The organism is Clostridium sp. OM02-18AC (assembly GCF_003481825.1).
Classification (GTDB): Bacteria; Bacillota; Clostridia; order Lachnospirales; family Lachnospiraceae; genus Brotaphodocola.
Genome location: NZ_QULW01000014.1, coordinates 52387 through 70218, shown reverse-complemented (window position 1 = coordinate 70218; position 17832 = coordinate 52387). Strand labels below are relative to the sequence as shown.

The window sequence follows — 17832 nt, the reverse complement described above, 5'->3', positions numbered from 1 at the left end:
GCCGAAGGCAGCTTCCACGGTCCTATTACGTTCACTCTATTATTACTTTAAATCAACCGTACTATTCAGTTCTTTCGCCATTTCCTGCCAATGATCCATTCTGTGCTTTAATTCTGCTTTGCTTTCCTCATCTTCCCGGAATGCGATGGCCGTCCACGGCATTTCATCCAATGCCTGCACAACCTCATCGATCTTCTGGAACGGGATGGAAATCATGCGTAAACCTGCAGGATATGCTTTGCGGCGTTTCAAACCATGATAAAAACCGGTGGTAATGTGGTTTACTTTTCCTGTTATAACCGGATATGCATACATCCAGGAACAGCTGATTACCGGGGAGGATTTGGATTCCCAGAAATCTCCGGAAATGTAACTGGTCGCCCGCATCAGAATATCCGCTTTTTCCACATCAGCAATGCACATGATCATATCCGGGTCAAACTGACAGTCTTTGACCGGTGAAAATACGACGTAATTTACTGTACCTGGTTCAATAACCGGAAGCTCCTGATACAATTTTCTGCACCCGGCAGGGCTGCGGTACATCTCAAAATCTGCGCCAGCCTGACCACTGGCTGTAACCGGCGGTTTTGGAATCATGCCAAGAGCCATTTTTCCGTAACATGCATCATCTTCTTTTGTAATATAAAACGTCTTGCCGGTTTTCTGGACTTCGCGCACATATTCGCAGAATGCATATTTTTTGTCGCCCTCAAAATGCGGTACTCCCTCCGGTTTCGTCGGTAAATAGTGAAGCGCAACCGGTTCATATTCCAATTCCAGTTTTGCGAACATTTCTTTCGCTTTCTGACTCAACATCCTTTTTTCCTCCTGCTGTAAAGCATTTATTTTATATGCCGTTTCTTACCTTATTTAAAAGAATTTAAGATTCCAAGCAGTCCTGTTGATAATCCTGGAATAAATGCTACCAGAATCAGGGCAAGAATCAATACCGCAATAAATGGGATTGCCGGTTTAACAATCTTATCCATCGGCATACCCGTCATACTCTGTGCAACAAAGACATTTGCACACACAGGCGGTGTACAGAAGCCAATTGCAAGAGCAAGTGTCATAACGATACCAAACTGCAGAGAGCTTACGCCAACAGCCTTGGCAACATTTAAAAGAACCGGGCTGAAAATAACGATAGCCGGAGTCGTCTGCATGAACATACCAATAAAGAACAGAATTACCGTCACGAGCAGCATTACAACATATGTATTGGTGGTAATACCCAGGAAGAATGCAGCAATTGCTTTATTGATTCCCATATACGCAAAAATCAGACCAATCGCAGTAGCCGGTGCAACCGTCCACATCATACCGCCAGAGAATGTTGCGGTAGATTTGAACTGTCCCCAAAGCTCCTTAAAGGTAACCTCTTTATATACAAAGCAGCCAATGATAATGCCGTAAACCGTTGCTACAACTGATGCCTCTGTTGCCGTGAAGATACCGGCATAGATACCGCCCAGGATAATGACTGGCATGAACAATGCCCACTTTGCATCCCAGAAACCTTTCAATGCTACCTTAAGTTCGAAATGGTTTTCGCCTTTGATTCCATGTTTCCTGCAGTAGATATAGTTTACAATCATTAAAAGACCGCCAACCAGCAGTGCCGGAACAATTCCTGCAATAAACAGATCACCAATGGATTCATTGTTGGTTACACCATAAATAACCATCGGATAACTCGGCGGAACGATGATTCCAAGACCGCCTGCTACCGCAACCAGACCGGTTGCATAGTATTTATCATATCCGTTTCTTACCATCTCTGGAAGCATGATCGCACCAATTGCCGCTACCGTAGCAACCGCAGAACCGGATACTGCACCAAACAGCATGCAGGCCAGAATCGTAACCATACCCAGGGAACCGGTAATACCGCCAATACAGTTATTTGCTGCATTTACAAGGCGTTTGGAAATACCGCCCTTATCCATGATGTTACCGCAAATCATAAAGAACGGAAGTGCAATCATCGAAGAACTTGCAACACCCGTGTAAAAGCTCTGTGCCAGGAATGATGCAGAAGTTACCTGGTTAAAAAACAGTAAAATGAAGCACGGAAAGATCAGACAAATTCCGATCGGAACACCGATTGCAAAGAACACAACCATACTGCCAAATAAAATTAACAAATCCATACTTATGCTCTTCCTCCTTTGTTCGCAATTCTTTCCTGATACTCACGCTCACAGGAATCCAGATCCAGAGACGGCTTGGATGCACCAAGGCGTTTTTCGTCTTCGTGTAAAAGTTTTACGATATCTCCAAGCAGTTTCACTACACTTACAACCAGAATAAACGGAATCAGCCAGTAACTGATTGCTTTCGGAATTCCAAGAATGGGGGTTTTGGAAGAACCAATGCTCTGAATCAGTTCCATAAATGGGAAAATCAGATAAATGTTAAACACAATGAAGATCACATCGCTTAAAATCAGCAATGCTTTTTTCACTTTGAACGGAAGTACGTTCAGCAATGCATCGATTCGCAGATTCTTACGGTAAGTAATCGCACTGGAAACGCCAAGATAAGTCATCCATACAAAAAGAATGATGGAAAGTTCCTCAGTCCAGGTGAAGGAATGATGAAACACATAGCGGCTTACTACCTGCAAAAACAGCAGACACATAATCACAATAAATAACACTGCACTAATATACTGATCGATATTTACAATGAAATTCTTTAAGTCGAACTTTTTCTTGTCCATATCTGTTCCTTTCTGTTTTGAAAGACTGCCAGAGCACAATGTCTCCGGCAGTCTTTTATTTTCCTTCGTATTCAGGTTTTACCGGAAATTAAACACCTACTGCTTCCATCAGGGCATTGTAACGCTCTTCGCCCATAACTTCTTTTGCTTTCTCCCATGTAGTGCTTGCTGCATCTTTGAAGCCCTGAAGTTCTTCATCCGTCGGCTGATAAATGGTCATGCCTTCATCCTCAAGAAGTTTCTTGTATTCATCGTCTGCCTTAATCGCTGCTTCCTTGGATGCTTTTACAGCTGCCTCATTTGCTTTGTCGATCGCTGCTTTCTGGTTATCAGAAAGGCTGTTGTACTTATCCGCATTCATGAATACAAACGTAGAAGTATAGGAATGGGAAGTCAGGCATGCATATGGGTTAACCTCATAAAACTTCTGGGAATAGATTGTAGATAACGGGTTTTCCTGAGCATCTACCATCTTGGTCTGCAGTGCGCTGTACAGTTCACTGATCGGCACGGAAGTTACTGCACATCCCATAGCTTCGAGTGCTGCAATCTGCAGGGTATCGTTCATAGTACGGATTTTTAAGCCTTTCATATCTGCTACCGTGTGAATTGGTTTGGAAGCTGTCATCTGACGGAAACCGATAGAAATATAAGCAAGCGGTTTTACACCAGGTACATCCTGCTCCAGCTGGTCTTTCATCTTCTGACCAATCTCGCCTTCCAGAATCTTATGTGCATCATCGTAACTTGAGAATAAATAAGGAACATTCAGCTCTGCAAATGCATTGCTATACTCTGCCCAGCTTCCGGTATTGAAATGGGATACTTCAAATGCGCCAGTCTGGATACCATTTACAATTGCGTCGGTTCCGGAGGCAAGCTGTCCATCCGGGAAAACATCTACGGTAATGCTTCCGCCAGATTCTTTTTCCACGGTATCTACCCAGGTCATCAAGCCTGCAGACATACCTGTGTTGCGATCTTCCAGTTCTTTTGCCGAAACGCTGGATGCCAGTCTTAACGTTACTGGCTTGTCATCACTGGAAGCTGCCGGTGCATCGCCCTTGTTTTCCCCGGTCTTCGCATCTGCAGCCTGTGTATCCGCTGCTTTTGTGTCTGCAGTCTTGCTTCCTCCACATGCCGCAAGAGAACCTGCTACCGCTACAGATAACCCGAATGCAACCGCTTTTTTCATCATGTTCTTTCTCATTTTGTACTCTCCCTTTTTATATTGTTTTTGCTTTGTTCAATGCTGTTTCCAGATCCAATGTTTTGAATCCGTCTTCAAAAATGAAACATGGCAATCCAACGCGACCACTTTCCATGTAATCTTCTTTTCCAGATATTTCTCGAAGACTTTCATAAACTTCATCATGTTCGTGTAATGCCAGAAAGCGTTTTAAATCTGCAAGACTGGATGAAATATCCATAAACGAAAATGTCACACCAGCTTCCTTACACTTTATGATTGCATAAAGCGTATTGGGGCACATATGACTTCCGACTAATTGAAATCTCATAGTCTGTACCTTTCCTCTAGTTTTTCTTGTATTTCTGTCATCCTGTTATACAGGTATACTATCATACTTCTTTTTATTTTGCAATAGTGAATTTCATTTTATTTAACACATTCGCATACTAGTTTAATAGGTTATAAGATGCTGCCTATTATCAAAACACCACTCCTACTTGTCAAGCATTTTTGACGTTTTTTGAAATATTTCATGCAATGTTTTCAATATCCTACATGATTTTCTTTTTCTAATTGGCATGAATATTGCTGCGTAAATCAACTGCGGTAAATAAATTTTACTTGCTTTCCTCAGTCAATCCTGTTATGCTGTTCATAAATATGCTTGTATAACAGCTAGACTTGAGGAGAATATCATGAAAAAATTTGTTAAATCCAGCCTTGTGGATCAGATTTTTGATTACATTCAGGGCGAAATCATCCATGGAACCTGGAAACCAGGCGAAAAGCTTCCTTCTGAAACCGAACTTGCTGCATCCCTGGAAGTCAGCCGTATGTCTCTGCGCAGTGCAATCCAGCGCTGCTGTGCTATGGGTCTCACGGAAACCCGCACCGGAGAAGGTACCTTTGTCCGCAACTTCAGCCTGCGCTCTTATTTTTCTGAATTATATAGAATGAAACTGCTTGGTCAGCAGCCAAATGAAATTAATGACTTATGTGCCATTCTCCAGTTAGGAAGCGCGCGCCTCGCTTTTGCATCAAACGTTACTCCAGAAAAGATACAGGAACTGGAGCAGCTGGACCAGACTATGGAAAGCGCTGCAAATGCCAACGATCAGAATGCATTTCATGAGGCAGACATCCAGTTTCACCGTGCTATCTGCGGATTGGGTGACAACCATCTTCTGTTTATGATCTACGATGCTGTTGAATCATTGATTGACGACACCATACAGCACAACGTAGAGTTATCCGTAAAACATGCGGGCGGATATTCTCTGGTTCTGGAACATCACCGGGAGCTCTTAGAAAGTATCCGTGCCAATGATATGGATCGATTTACCAAAGCAATCATGGCATCACGCAGCCGTTCCATCCACTATTATCCAACCCTGGAATCATAATATTTTTCGATTCACGCTTGACTTTTCATCTTCTTCGTGTTAGCATGCCTGTATAATAAGTAACTTGTAATACATCTTATACTTCTGTCATACCTGTTAAAATTATCTAAATCAGGAGTGTATTTGTATGAAAATTACCAGTGTTAATGTCATTGAATGTAAACCAAATGTAATGGGAAAAGTTGTCTGCGTAAGAATCAACACAGACACCGAGATTTACGGATATGGTGAAGTTGGATTATCCTACGGTGTCGCTCATTATGCAGCAGTCGGAATCGCACGCGACTATGGGCAGCTTATTATCGGTATGGATCCGTTAAAGCCAGAACTGATCTGGGAGACCATCTTCCGTTCTACTTTCTGGGGACTCGGCGGTGGTACCGTCATCAATGCTGGTATGAGTGCAATTGATACCGCACTCTGGGATATCATGGGTAAAGCCTGCAAGGTTCCGGTATATCAGCTGCTCGGCGGCAAGACCACTTCAAAAATCCGCGCTTATGCAAGCCAGCTGCAGTTTGGCTGGGGACCGGAACATTTATTCTTAACCGATCCGGATGATTATGCAAAAGCAACCGAAGATGCTTTAGCTGACGGTTACGATGCAATCAAAGTAGACCCGATGGGTGTGACTGCCGACGGTAAATGGGCACGTCAGGCTATGAATCCAGACTGGAAGATGCGCGGAAAACTCGGCGAAAAGATGCTGGAAACCTGCTACAAACGTACCGAGGCTATGCGAAAGGCCGGTGGAAAAGATCTGGATATTATTATCGAGACACATTCCTATCCAGATATGAATACCGGTATTCAGTTAGGTAAATGCTTAGAGCCGCTCAACATTTATTATTATGAAGAGCCTTGCCATCCGTTAAATGTCGACAATATGCTGGAAATTCACAAAGCGCTTCCTCATATGGCACTGGCAAGCGGCGAGCGTATCTATACCAGATGGGGCTTCCGCGAGTATCTGGAAAAACACGTACTTCAGGTTATCCAGCCTGATCTTACGATCTGCGGTGGTATTTCTGAGACGAAGAAAATCTGCGACATGGCAAATATTTATGATGCCGCTGTACAGCTTCACATCTGCGGTGGTCCGATTGCTACGGCTGCCAGCCTGCAGGTTGAGGCTGTCATCCCGAACTTCCTGATTCATGAAGTTCATGAAGGTGCCATCAAGAAAGATATGCGTGACCTCGGCATGTACGAAGACATCAAACCGGTTAACGGTTCCTACGAGGTTCCGGATCGTCCTGGTATTGGTCAGGAACTTTCTCAGAAAGCCCTGGATGAAGCTGTTAACGTTTATACCTGCCAGTAATATATTTCATCTGTTCATGCAACAGGATACAAGAAAAGCTGCCTTCCGGCAGCTTTTCTTGTATCCTGTTATTCTAATTTATGCCTGCTCTTCCGTCTTGCGGTCAGCCAGAATCTTATCAATACTTACAATCTTGACGCACAGTGCGAACAGATCCATTGCCAGGACCAGATCGCCCAGCGGCGGGTAAGACGGTGCGATACGGATGTTGGAATCGTGCGGGTCTTTGCCATATGGGTAGGTTGCTCCGGCATTGGTCATAACAAGACCAGCCTTCTTACAGCGTGCCACGGTTGCCTTTGCACAGCCATCCAGGGAATCGAATGCGATAAAGTAGCCTCCCTTTGGCTTGGTCCAGGTACCAATGCCAAGACCGCCAAGTTCACGCTCTAAGGTGTCGATAACTGCCTCGAACTTCGGGCGGAGGATATCGGCATGCTTACGCATATGCTCAACCATACCGTGGATGTCTCCAAAGTAGCGGACATGACGAAGCTGGTTTACCTTGTCATGGCCGATGGTCTGGAACTTTAACTGTTTCTCAATATCCTCTAAGTTATTGCGGGAAGTTGCAATCGCTGCAATACCAGATCCCGGGAAGCTGATCTTGGAGGTAGATGCAAACTTGTAAACCATATCCGGGTTTCCGGCGCGCTTACACTCTGCCAGAATCTCGATCAGATGATCCTGGTCATGGTCATATAAGTGGTGTACGCCGTATGCGTTATCCCAGTAGATACGGAAATCCGGTGCTGCCGGTTTCAGTCTTGCGAAGCGGCGAACGGTTTCATCGGAATAGCTGGTTCCGGTCGGGTTGGAGTACTTCGGCACACACCAGATACCTTTGATGCTGTCGTCCTCTGCTACCAGGCGCTCTACCATGTCCATATCCGGGCCGTCCGGAGTCATCGGTACATTGATCATCTCAATGCCGAAATACTGGGTGATGGCAAAATGACGGTCATACCCCGGTACCGGGCACAGGAATTTGACTTTGTCTAATTTGCACCACGGAGTACATCCCATAACGCCGTGAGTCATGGAACGGGATACCGTATCGAACATGACATTTAAGCTGGAGTTGCCGTAGATGATGATGTAATCCGGCGCTACCTCCATCATGTCTCCGATCAGCTCCTTGGCTTCCTTGATTCCGGTCAGGACACCGTAGTTACGGCAGTCGGTTCCGTCTTCGCAGGTTAAGTCATCGTTGCTGCTTAATACGTCCATCATTCCCATGGAAAGATCCAGCTGCTCTACACTTGGCTTACCTCTGGACATATCCAGTCTTAAATCTTTTCCCTGAAACTCTTTGTACTGGGCAGAAAGCTGTTTTCTGAGCTCCTGCAGTTCCTCTGTGCTCATCTCTGCATATGGCTGCATCTTCTTTTTCCTCCTCATCAGCTGTGTACTCCCTTTCCGCTTCCGGGCGCTGCGACCCGGAATCTCTGTTTTGTGAAGCAGGTCGCTCGTTACTGTCCACGCATAGCGCAGACAGCAATGGATTTTGCCGATGCCTCGCATTTTTGATCAGCAAAATCTGCTGCCACATTAGATTATAAGGTTTGCATTCCATTTTACACGATATAAAGTGGTATTACAATCGCATTTTTCACGAATTTTACAGAATATATTTTCTTTTTCTGTCACTGGTTTCCCTGCGTGGACATCTGATTGAATATTGTCCTTTTCAGCGGGACAGCCAGTCTGGTTCCGGCCAGATGTCCCCATGTGGGACATCTCCGCTAAATCCAAACTGGCTGTTATTCTATCTACCGGGACATCCGTTCCCGTACCAGCTGATTGACCACAGCCGGATCGGCCTTGCCCTTCATGGCGCGCATGGTCTGACCTACGATAAAGCCCATGGCTTTCTCTTTTCCTGCCTTGAAATCCGCAACAGACTGCGGGTTTTTCTCCAGAAGCTCCTTGATGGTCTTTGTCAGCGCATCGGTATCATTTACCACCTTTAAGCCGTGTTCCTCAACGTAACGTTCCGGATCCACATCTTCCTTAAACACAGCCTCGAACACATCCTTCGCAACCGTACGGTTAATAACGTTCTTCTCTATCAGGCTGATGAGCTTCGCCAGGTTCTCCGGGGAGAAGGTCATGTCTTCCGGCTCCTGCTCCTGTTCTTTTAAGAGGCGCATGGTCTCTGTCATCAGCCAGTTGGAAACCTCCTTCGGCTTGCCGCACAGTGCTACCGTCTGTTCGAATACATCGGCCAGATGCTTGGAACCGGTCAGGATCTCTGCATCGTACTGCGGCAGTCCGTACTCACTCTCGTAGCGGGCCAGTTTCTCGGTGCGAAGCTCCGGCTGTGCAGCCTTCACACGCTCGATCCACTCATCCGCGATCCATACCGGAACCAGATCCGGGTCTGGGAAGTAACGGTAATCCTGCGCATCTTCCTTGGAACGCATTGCATGGGAGGATTCCTTGTTGTCATCCCAGCGGCGCGTTTCCTGGATCACCTTTTTGCCATCCTCGATCAGCTCGATCTGACGGACACGCTCGCCCTCAATCGCACGGGCAATGGCCTTGAAGGAGTTTAAGTTCTTCATCTCGGTCCTCGTTCCGAACTCCGGTGCGCCCACCTCGCGGACAGACAGGTTCACATCGGCACGCATGGAGCCCTCCTGCAGCTTGCAGTCAGAAGCGCCAAGGTACTGGATGATCAGGCGAAGTTTTTCCAGATAGGCAATGACCTCGTCGGCGCTGCGCATATCCGGCTCGGACACGATCTCAATTAACGGAACACCGCTTCGGTTGTAATCAACCAGAGAGCAGTCTTCCCACTCATCATGGACCAGCTTTCCGGCATCCTCCTCCATGTGGATTTCGTGGATACCGATCTTTTTCTTACCTGCAGCGGTATCGATCTCGACCCAGCCATCGTGACAGATCGGCAGATACAGCTGGGAGATCTGGTAGTTCTGCGGGTTATCCGGATAGAAATAGTTCTTCCGGTCGAATTTGCAGTACTGGTTGATGCCGCAGTTCGTAGCCAGTCCGACTGCCAGTGCGTACTCTACCACCTGCTTGTTTAAAACCGGAAGGGAACCCGGCATACCGGTGCAGACCGGGCAGGTATGGGTGTTTGGCGCACCGCCGAATGCGGTGGAACAGCCGCAGAAAATTTTGGTTTTGGTCGCCAGTTCTACGTGAACCTCCAGGCCAATGACGGTCTCATACTGTTTGCTCATGTTACTGCGCCTCCTTTTCTGCTGCTTTTGCTTCTGCCTGTTTTGATACGGCCGGCTCTCTGTCCAGCTTCGCTTCTGCCGCTTTCGCCATGACTGGCTCTCCATCCAGCTTTGCTTCTGCCTCTTTCGCCAGTTCCGGTGTTTCGTAGCTTCTGCTGCACTCATACGCATAACCGGCGCGGATGATGTTCTTTTCCTTGAAGCAGTCACCGATCAGCTGCAGGCCGATCGGCAGTCCCTTCGAATCTTTTCCGCAGGGAACGGTCATGCCCGGAAGTCCTGCCAGATTTACGGAAATGGTATAGATATCCCCCAGATACATCTGAAGCGGATCACTTAAGGACTCGCCTAACTTCGGTGCGGTGGTCGGCGCTGCCGGTCCTAAAATGACATCGTATTTTTCAAAGGCCTGGTCAAAGGCTTTCTTGATGAGCGCCTTCGTGCGGAGTGCCTTTAAATAGTAAGCATCGTAATAACCGCTGCTTAAGACGAAAGAACCCAGCATGATACGGCGTTTTACCTCCGGTCCGAAGCCCTCGGAACGGCTCTTTTTGTACATGTTGTGAAGACCCTCGTATTCCTTTGCACGGTGTCCGTATTTTACACCATCGAAACGGGATAAGTTGGAACTTGCCTCTGCGGAAGCGATGACATAATAAGCCGGAATGGCGTATTCTACCAGGCTTAAGTCAAACTCTTCGACAATAGCGCCCTTCTCTTCCAGAACCTTTGCTGCCTTTAAGATGGCATCCTTCACTTCCGGATCCAGGCCCTCGCCAAAGTAATCACGCGGGATGCCGATGCGCATGCCCTTTACATCGTCCACCAGGGCAGAGGTAAAATCGCAGTCCTCTCTTTTCATGGAAGTGCTGTCCTTCTTATCATAGGAAGAAATTGCTTCCAGGATCGTAGCACAGTCCGTCACATCCTTTGCGACCGGTCCGATCTGGTCCAGGGAAGAACCATAGGCAATCAGGCCATAACGGGAAACGGTTCCGTAGGTTGGCTTGATGCCGGTGACACCGCAGAAAGAACTCGGCTGGCGGATGGAACCGCCGGTATCGGAGCCCAATGCGAAGAAGCACGCATTTGCTGCCACTGCCGCACAGGAACCACCGGAGGAACCGCCCGGCACATGTTCCGGGTTCCACGGGTTTTTCGTCTCGCCGTAAGCAGAAGTCTCGGTGGTGCTTCCCATGGCAAACTCATCCATGTTTGTCTTACCAAGAATGATAGCACCTGCTGCCTCCAGGTTTTTTACTGCCTCGGCCGTGTAAGTCGGCTTGAAGTTATCCAGAATTTTGGAACTGCAGGTTGTCAGCAGGCCCTCTGTACACATATTATCCTTAATAGCAAACGGAACACCGGCAAGCGGGCCGGTCAATGTTCCGTCTTCCATCTGCTTCTGCACTTCTCCGGCACGCTTTAACGCACCTTCCTCATCTACGGTCACATAACAATTTAATACCGGCTCCAGTGCCCTGATCTGCGCAAGGGCTGCCTTTGTGGCTTCCACTGCCGTAATCTCGCCGGATTTGATCTTTTTTCCAAGCTCTACCGCTGTTAAATCTAAGATACTCACGTCGTTTCCTCCCTTTATTCTACCGTCTTCGGAACCTTAAACGCTCCATCCTTCTGCTCCGGCGCATTCAGCAGGATCTTATCCCGCTCATCTCCATTGGTTACCACATCTTCCCGGAACACATTTGTCACCGGAAATACATGCGACATCGGCTCGACTCCGGTCGTATCCAGTTCGTTTAACTTGTCAATATAGTCTAACATTCGGCCCATATCCTGTTTTGCAGCCTCTTTTTCTTCGTCCGAGAGTTCCAGTTTTGCCAGAATTCCTACATATTCGATGGTTTCATCGCTGATGATATTTGCCATATTTTCAATCCTTTCCTGCCGGTTTCCAGGTCACACCGGCACCCTGTCTGTTTCTCTAACTGCCATGGTATTTTTCGTTTGCACCGGCACTGTCACAGAAACTTCCATTTCCATAGCGTTTTCGCAGTCTCACCGCTTCCTTTTTCCAAACTGATTACGGTTCCAGTCTGGTCACGTCACGCGGGAACAATGAAGTCTCACGTACATTCTGCTCGTCTAACAGGCGCATGGTCAGACGCTCTAAGCCGATGCCAAGACCACCGTGCGGCGGCATGCCATATTTGAAGATCATCAGGTAATCCTTGATGTCTTCCGGATCCATTCCGCGCTTTGCCATCTTCTCCAGGATCATCTGGTAATCGTGGATACGCTGACCTCCGGTGGTGATCTCCAGACCCTTATACAGCAGGTCAAAACTTAAGGTGAAACGCTCATCTGCCGGGTCATCCATGGCGTAAAACGGACGTTTTTTCGATGGATAATGGGTGACAAACACGAAATCGCTGTCGTACTCTTCCTTGAAATAACGTCCGATCAGCACTTCCTCCTCTGGCTCTAAGTCGAATGGGTTGCGGATCTTCCGGTTGTACTTTTCCGATACCAGCTGCTTTGCCTCGTCGAAACGTACCTGAGGGATCTGGGTGATGGATGGAAGGTCTACGCCAAGCATATCCAGCTCTTTTTTGTAATCTTTTTTCAACAACTCCATGGTGTATTTTAAGAATCCGGTCTCCATCGCCATGACATCTTCAAAGCTGTCGATGTAACCCATCTCAAAATCCAGTCCGATGTATTCGTTTAAATGACGGGTGGTGTTGTGCTTCTCGGCACGGAACACCGGAGCCACCTCAAATACGCGGTCAAACACGCCGACCATCATCTGTTTGTAGAACTGCGGGCTCTGTCCAAGCTCTGCTTTTTTGTTAAAATAGTTTAATTTAAAGACGTTTGCGCCGCCTTCCGCACCGCGGGATACGATCTTCGGGGTATGCACTTCGGTAAAGCCCTGACTGGACAAAAACTCACGGAAACCGCGCACAATACCTTCCTGAACTTTGAATTTTGCACGTTCGCGGACATTTCTTAAGGATACCGGACGGAGACTTAAACGTGTCTCTAAGGAGGTATTCATCTTCCATTTGTTGATGGCGATCGGCATAACCTCGGACGGCTGGGACAATACCCGGATACCGGTAAGACGGAGTTCAAATCCCTGCGGGGCACGCTCCTCCAAAGCAACCACACCGGTCACTTCCACAGCGGATTCTTCCTTCAGTTCTTTTAGATCGAAGTCGGTTTTTCCTTCCTCATACACACACTGCACCAGACCTTCTGCCTTGCGCAAAATGACAAATGCAAACTCACCCATATCACGGATGTTGTGGACTGCACCGTTCATTTTTACGACCTTTCCGACATAATCTCCGCTTAAGATTTCGCTGATTCCGATGGTTTCCTTTTCCTTTACACCTGTTAAAAATTCCATGCTGTTCTCTCCTTACCTGAATGTGATGGTTCTGTATTCCGGAAGGAATTTGGGGAAACTATCAGGAAATACACGTTGGTGAATTTCTGATATATAACACAAAAAATCCCGTCGCGGAATACTGTTACATATTCCGGGACGGGACACTATGATTTTGTTATGTTCCGCGGTACCACCCGCATTGAGACCTGACTTTCTTTCCCCTTTGAACGAAAGCGGCTCCACTCTTTTAAGACACGTAACGTGTGTCCTACGGATACCCCTACGCACATGACTGGCAACTTGAACCGTTTAACAGTCTATGTCTTTCGAAATACCGGCTCCGGAGTGTTCCCTGTGAGCCAGAGTCCAACCTGACGGCGCTCTCAGTCGGTGACGCCCTCTTCCTGTCGAAGTCCTGCTGGCAAGAGTCTCCTTCACTGCCATTTGTTTGGTTTTCTTTCAGAAGTGTTCCTCTGAAAATTGACATCATAATATCACAAGTTTTTCCGCTTGACAAGGCAGAAAATTTTTTTTTAATCAGATTATTTTTCAGTTTTGTAATTTCTATACAGCAACTGCTGCTTTCCTGAACTCATGAACAGATCAGCAGCATTTCCATTTTCTTTTCCACAAATTCGTCAAAAACATGCTGTTTCAGGCATATTTTCCGAATCTTTTTTCGAAGTCTCACGACCCGCATGGCAATGGCACTTTCCTTCACACGGTCTCTTTTTGCTATTTCCCGGTAGGAAAGTTCCTGCAAAAAGACAAGACGGATCAGTTCCATTTCCCGGCTGTTAAAAAGACATAAAACAGCAGGTGCACAATTCTCCAGATCCATTTTTTCGATGACCGCAGTTTCCATTCGGCATACATGTATTTCCCGGTTAAGTACTGTCATTTCTGTCTTTTCCAGTTCTTCCAGCTGTTCCTGCCTCCGTTTTTCCTGCCGTATGGTATCGATCAGCCGGTTGACCAGACACGTTTTAAAATATTGTTTTGCCTGTTTTTCTGTCAGATTTTCAAAGATTTCCAGATGTTTTTCATTCGCGATAATGGCTACAACTGCATCATGAATGATGTCTTCCGCATGATATGGCAGCCCGGTATTTTTCAATTTCCGATATAAAAACCAATAGTAAAACTGCTTGTGTTTCTCATAAAATGTTCCAAGATCCATAAGTAAATATCCCCTCTGGCTCTATGCCATTTTCTGTTGAAAACACTATAACACGCAATATTTTCCAGAACCACAAAGGTGGCATATTCCGCTGTGTTTTTGACGAAATATGCCACCTTGTTACTGTTCAAGCGTGCTCAAAGCCTTCTTAAACTGCCGTCTGAATAAGAGTATCGTAAACGATACTGCCAGGAAATCTGCCACTGGTTCTGCTGTATAAACCGCCATAGTCTGATCGCTTACCAGTACATGCGGAAGAATGTAGATCAGCGGAAGTAAGAGAATAAACTTTCTGGTTACTGCCACAATGATGGATTCCTTAGCAAAACCAATGGAGGTAAAGGTCATCTGGCAGGCGATCTGAATGCCAAACATAAAGATGCAGCCCATATAAATACGAAGTGCGCGGGACGTAAAAGCAAGAAGCTCTGCATCCGCAGTAAACATCCCTGCAAAAGCCTGCGGAACCAGCTCCACAAACAGCCAGATCAGGACAGAATAGGTCAGGCTTACCTTTAACAGAAGCTTAAATGCGCCCTTTACACGGTCTGCATTCCGTGCACCGTAATTGTAGCTGATGATCGGCTGGGCACCCTGACCAAGTCCCTGCAGCGGAAGCATCGCAAACTGCATGGCACTGGTTAAGATCGTCATGGCACCTACTGCAATATCGCCGCCGTATTTTAACAAAGACGAGTTGAAGCAGACCGAGATCACACTCTCACTGGACTGCATAACGAAGGTCGCTGCACCCAGAGCCACACATGGCAGAATGATGGATGGATTCAGCCCCATTGTACTGAAACGGATCTTCAATCGTGTCTTTTTTCCGGTCAGAAATGCCAGAACCCAGATGGTAGAAACTGCCTGGGAAATGACAGTCGCGAGCGCGGCTCCGCGGACTCCCATGTGCATTCCAAAGATAAATACCGGGTCCAGAACAATGTTCGTAACCGCGCCGATGAGCACGGAAAGCATCCCGGTTTTTGCAAATCCCTGGGCCGTGATAAACATATTCATGCCGAGTGTCAGCTGCACAAAAATCGTTCCAAGGGAATACAGATTCATGTAACTGACTGCATAGTCAATCGTGTTTTCGCTGGCACCAAAAGCCAGAAGTAGCTTCCGGTTAAACAAAAACAGAATGGCGGTCAGGATCGCGGAAATTACCACCTGCAGCGTAAAACAGTTTCCAAGGATCTTCTCTGCCTGATCGTAATCCTGCTTTCCCATGTGGATGGAAGCACGCGGAGCGCCTCCGCTTCCCACCAATGCCGCAAATGCCGAAACGATCATGATCAGCGGCATGCAGACTCCGACTCCGGTCAGCGCCAGTGCGCCGGATTCCGGAATGTGACCGATGTAAATACGGTCTACAATGTTGTACAGCATGTTAATCAACTGTGCCGTAATGGTCGGAACCGCCAGAGAACGCAGCAGTTTTCCGATGGGCTCTGTCCCCAAAAAATCTTTTTCGTTGTTCATATGTTTTCCTCTTTCATGTAAGGGCCTAAATGCCCTGGAACCTCTATTATACACATTTCTTATAAGTATCTGCAAGCAGTACTTTATAAAATTGTATTTTTTCAAAGACTTTTCCTGTTTTTTGAAAATACACTTGCATTTCTAAAGCAAATCGTCTATGCTTCTTTGCAAGAAGCAAACTCTGGAGAGTCTCATGTATGGAGCGCCGAAGGTGTACAGCACGAAACGTGCCAATCTCTCAGGCAAAAGGACAGAGCACATGATGCAGCAATGCATCCGTCTTTCCACACTCTTTAGAGGGAGTTTTTCATCTGCAGTCACGCAGTTGGAATACTTCCTTTTTTGTTTACCAAAAACTGGTTTTCTTCCGGTTTTTTTCCCCCAGAGCTTCTATCAAACAAAACCCCTATGGGAGAAAGAGTGAGTATTATGTTAACTAATGTAAGTGCGTTTCTGAACTGGCTGGATGGCTTTGTGTGGGGCGTTCCCCTGATCGTCCTGATTCTGACAACCGGAATCTTCTTAACGATCCGCCTGCGCGGCATCCAGTTCCACAAGCTGGGCATCGCCTGTAAGTACATGTTCCAGAATGAAGGCGAAGGCCACGGTGAGGTCAGCAGCTTTGCAGCCCTGTGCACCGCCCTGTCCGCCACCATCGGTACCGGCAACATCGTCGGTGTCGCAACTGCCCTGGTCGCAGGCGGCGCAGGTGCCCTGTTCTGGATGTGGATCGCAGCCTTATTCGGTATGGCAACCAAATATTCCGAAGGTGTTCTCGCCATCAAATACCGTGTCGTCGATGAAAGCAGTCATGTACTCGGCGGACCATTCTACTATATCGAAAACGGAATGGGCAAAAACTGGCGCTGGCTCGGTAAGATTTTCGCATTCTTCGGCGCCGGTGTCGGTCTCCTCGGAATCGGTACTTTCACCCAGGTAAACGGCATTACTGCTGCTGCCGGAGACTTTTTCGATAAAAACAATGTGCATGTGATCAACCTCTTCGGACATGATTACAGCATCGCTGTTGTCGTAACCGGCATCATCTTAACCATCTGCGTGGCTCTGGTCGTGCTTGGCGGTATTCAGCGTATCGCAAGTGTTTCTTCTATTGTAGTACCGTTTATGGCAGTCTTCTACATTGCATCCTGCGTCGTTATTCTGGTTCTGAATGCTTCCCGCATTCCGGCTGCATTTGCCGAGATCATCCAGAGTGCATTCGGGCTCCGGGCAGCTGCTGGCGGTGCACTTGGTGCAGTTCTTGTTGCCATGCAAAAGGGAATCGCCCGCGGTATCTTTTCCAATGAAGCTGGACTCGGAAGCGCTCCGATCGCTGCCGCTGCCGCACAGACCAAAGAACCGGCCCGTCAGGGGCTGGTTACCATGACCGGAACCTTCATCGATACCATTATCGTGTGTACCATGACTGGTCTTTGCATCGTCCTGACCGGTTCCCACACCGTCGGACTGGAAGGTGTTGCCGTAACCACCCGCGCATTCCAGCAGGGACTTCCGATCCCGCCGCAGTTTTCCGCATTTCTCCTGATGATGTGCCTGATCTTCTTCGCATTTACCACCATCATCGGATGGAACTACTACGGGGAACGCTGTCTGGAATATTTGTCAAACGGAAGCCAGAAAGCAGTCATGGCTTACCGGTTCCTGTACATACTCGCGATCTTTATCGGACCATTTATGACCGTAGAAGCCGTGTGGACCATCGCCGATATCTTCAATGCGCTGATGGCACTGCCGAACCTGATCGCACTGCTGGCACTCAGCGGTGTTGTTGTCGCTGAGACACGCGACTACTGGACGCGGATCCTTGGGGATAAAATCAAATAATAATATCACACGATAACGAATGAGGGGCGAAAGTTCCCGCAGCCGCCATGACAGGCGGCTGTGGGAGCTTTCGCCCCTTTGATTTACTGTGCAATATTGTTTATAATC

Annotated in this window: 15 protein-coding genes and 1 riboswitch; of the genes, 3 read left to right on the top strand and 12 right to left on the bottom strand. The window is 47.3% G+C overall.

What is annotated here, in order from left to right:
* Window positions 1-42 precede the first annotated feature (42 nt).
* From DXB18_RS10835 to DXB18_RS10815, 5 genes are all read right to left on the bottom strand, one after another.
* Complete coding sequence (locus tag DXB18_RS10835; RefSeq protein WP_118707767.1) at window positions 43-819, bottom strand: DUF169 domain-containing protein; 777 nt, start codon at window positions 817-819, stop codon at window positions 43-45.
* A gap of 50 nt (window positions 820-869) precedes the next feature.
* Window positions 870-2156 (bottom strand): TRAP transporter large permease, encoded by a 1287-nt coding sequence (locus DXB18_RS10830; protein WP_118541576.1) that lies wholly within the window; start codon window positions 2154-2156, stop codon window positions 870-872.
* A gap of 2 nt (window positions 2157-2158) precedes the next feature.
* Window positions 2159-2728: a TRAP transporter small permease gene (locus DXB18_RS10825; RefSeq protein WP_118707809.1), complete on the bottom strand. Its 570-nt coding sequence runs from the start codon at window positions 2726-2728 to the stop codon at window positions 2159-2161.
* Between the two features lie 88 nt (window positions 2729-2816).
* Entirely contained in the window at window positions 2817-3938 is a 1122-nt protein-coding gene (locus tag DXB18_RS10820) for a TRAP transporter substrate-binding protein (RefSeq protein WP_118707765.1), read from the bottom strand.
* Window positions 3939-3954: 16 nt separating this feature from the next.
* Entirely contained in the window at window positions 3955-4248 is a 294-nt protein-coding gene (locus tag DXB18_RS10815; RefSeq protein WP_147355241.1) for a glutaredoxin, read from the bottom strand.
* 367 nt (window positions 4249-4615) lie between these two features.
* Between DXB18_RS10815 and DXB18_RS10810 the strand changes: the two genes are divergently transcribed.
* Together DXB18_RS10810 and DXB18_RS10805 are read left to right on the top strand one after the other, a co-directional pair.
* Window positions 4616-5323 carry an FCD domain-containing protein gene (locus tag DXB18_RS10810; protein WP_118541568.1) on the top strand — a complete coding sequence of 236 codons (708 nt, stop codon included), beginning with the start codon at window positions 4616-4618 and terminating at the stop codon, window positions 5321-5323.
* A 127-nt stretch (window positions 5324-5450) separates the two neighbouring features.
* On the top strand, window positions 5451-6647 hold the full coding sequence (locus tag DXB18_RS10805; RefSeq protein WP_118707761.1) for a mandelate racemase/muconate lactonizing enzyme family protein: 1197 nt from the start codon (window positions 5451-5453) through the stop codon (window positions 6645-6647).
* Between the two features lie 78 nt (window positions 6648-6725).
* Here the strand turns inward: DXB18_RS10805 and DXB18_RS10800 are convergent, their stop codons facing one another.
* The 7 genes from DXB18_RS10800 to DXB18_RS10765 all read right to left on the bottom strand — a co-directional run bounded on the left by DXB18_RS10800 (window position 6726) and on the right by DXB18_RS10765 (window position 15879).
* Window positions 6726-8030: an aminotransferase class I/II-fold pyridoxal phosphate-dependent enzyme gene (locus DXB18_RS10800; protein ID WP_118707759.1), complete on the bottom strand. Its 1305-nt coding sequence runs from the start codon at window positions 8028-8030 to the stop codon at window positions 6726-6728.
* Between the two features lie 389 nt (window positions 8031-8419).
* Complete coding sequence (gene gatB, locus DXB18_RS10790; protein ID WP_118707755.1) at window positions 8420-9856, bottom strand: Asp-tRNA(Asn)/Glu-tRNA(Gln) amidotransferase subunit GatB; 1437 nt, start codon at window positions 9854-9856, stop codon at window positions 8420-8422.
* A gap of 1 nt (window position 9857) precedes the next feature.
* Window positions 9858-11438, bottom strand: a complete 1581-nt coding sequence (gene gatA, locus DXB18_RS10785; RefSeq protein ID WP_118707753.1) for an Asp-tRNA(Asn)/Glu-tRNA(Gln) amidotransferase subunit GatA — start codon at window positions 11436-11438, stop codon at window positions 9858-9860.
* Window positions 11439-11452: 14 nt separating this feature from the next.
* Entirely contained in the window at window positions 11453-11746 is a 294-nt protein-coding gene (gene gatC / locus DXB18_RS10780) for an Asp-tRNA(Asn)/Glu-tRNA(Gln) amidotransferase subunit GatC (RefSeq protein WP_118541725.1), read from the bottom strand.
* 154 nt (window positions 11747-11900) lie between these two features.
* Window positions 11901-13232 carry an aspartate--tRNA(Asn) ligase gene (aspS, locus tag DXB18_RS10775; protein ID WP_118707751.1) on the bottom strand — a complete coding sequence of 444 codons (1332 nt, stop codon included), beginning with the start codon at window positions 13230-13232 and terminating at the stop codon, window positions 11901-11903.
* 574 nt (window positions 13233-13806) lie between these two features.
* Window positions 13807-14394: an RNA polymerase sigma factor gene (locus DXB18_RS10770; RefSeq protein ID WP_118707749.1), complete on the bottom strand. Its 588-nt coding sequence runs from the start codon at window positions 14392-14394 to the stop codon at window positions 13807-13809.
* Window positions 14395-14514: 120 nt separating this feature from the next.
* Entirely contained in the window at window positions 14515-15879 is a 1365-nt protein-coding gene (locus DXB18_RS10765) for an MATE family efflux transporter (RefSeq protein ID WP_118541544.1), read from the bottom strand.
* Between the two features lie 171 nt (window positions 15880-16050).
* Window positions 16051-16143: riboswitch (glycine riboswitch) on the top strand.
* A gap of 165 nt (window positions 16144-16308) precedes the next feature.
* Between DXB18_RS10765 and DXB18_RS10760 the strand changes: the two genes are divergently transcribed.
* Entirely contained in the window at window positions 16309-17724 is a 1416-nt protein-coding gene (locus DXB18_RS10760; protein ID WP_118707747.1) for a sodium:alanine symporter family protein, read from the top strand.
* The last annotated feature ends 108 nt before the right edge of the window (window positions 17725-17832 follow it).

Bases quoted from the DNA above. Each gene is read 5' to 3' on its own strand.
- DXB18_RS10835 (WP_118707767.1), bottom strand. From the start codon at position 819: ATGTTGAGTCAGAAAGCGAAAGAAATGTTCGCAAAACTGGAATTGGAA.
- DXB18_RS10765 (WP_118541544.1), bottom strand. From the start codon at position 15,879: ATGAACAACGAAAAAGATTTTTTGGGGACAGAGCCCATCGGAAAACTG.
- gatB (WP_118707755.1), bottom strand. From the start codon at position 9,856: ATGAGCAAACAGTATGAGACCGTCATTGGCCTGGAGGTTCACGTAGAA.
- aspS (WP_118707751.1), bottom strand. From the start codon at position 13,232: ATGGAATTTTTAACAGGTGTAAAGGAAAAGGAAACCATCGGAATCAGC.
- DXB18_RS10810 (WP_118541568.1), top strand. From the start codon at position 4,616: ATGAAAAAATTTGTTAAATCCAGCCTTGTGGATCAGATTTTTGATTAC.
- DXB18_RS10825 (WP_118707809.1), bottom strand. From the start codon at position 2,728: ATGGACAAGAAAAAGTTCGACTTAAAGAATTTCATTGTAAATATCGAT.
- gatC (WP_118541725.1), bottom strand. From the start codon at position 11,746: ATGGCAAATATCATCAGCGATGAAACCATCGAATATGTAGGAATTCTG.
- DXB18_RS10770 (WP_118707749.1), bottom strand. From the start codon at position 14,394: ATGGATCTTGGAACATTTTATGAGAAACACAAGCAGTTTTACTATTGG.
- DXB18_RS10820 (WP_118707765.1), bottom strand. From the start codon at position 3,938: ATGAGAAAGAACATGATGAAAAAAGCGGTTGCATTCGGGTTATCTGTA.
- DXB18_RS10800 (WP_118707759.1), bottom strand. From the start codon at position 8,030: ATGCAGCCATATGCAGAGATGAGCACAGAGGAACTGCAGGAGCTCAGA.
- DXB18_RS10830 (WP_118541576.1), bottom strand. From the start codon at position 2,156: ATGGATTTGTTAATTTTATTTGGCAGTATGGTTGTGTTCTTTGCAATC.
- DXB18_RS10815 (WP_147355241.1), bottom strand. From the start codon at position 4,248: ATGAGATTTCAATTAGTCGGAAGTCATATGTGCCCCAATACGCTTTAT.
- DXB18_RS10760 (WP_118707747.1), top strand. From the start codon at position 16,309: ATGTTAACTAATGTAAGTGCGTTTCTGAACTGGCTGGATGGCTTTGTG.
- DXB18_RS10805 (WP_118707761.1), top strand. From the start codon at position 5,451: ATGAAAATTACCAGTGTTAATGTCATTGAATGTAAACCAAATGTAATG.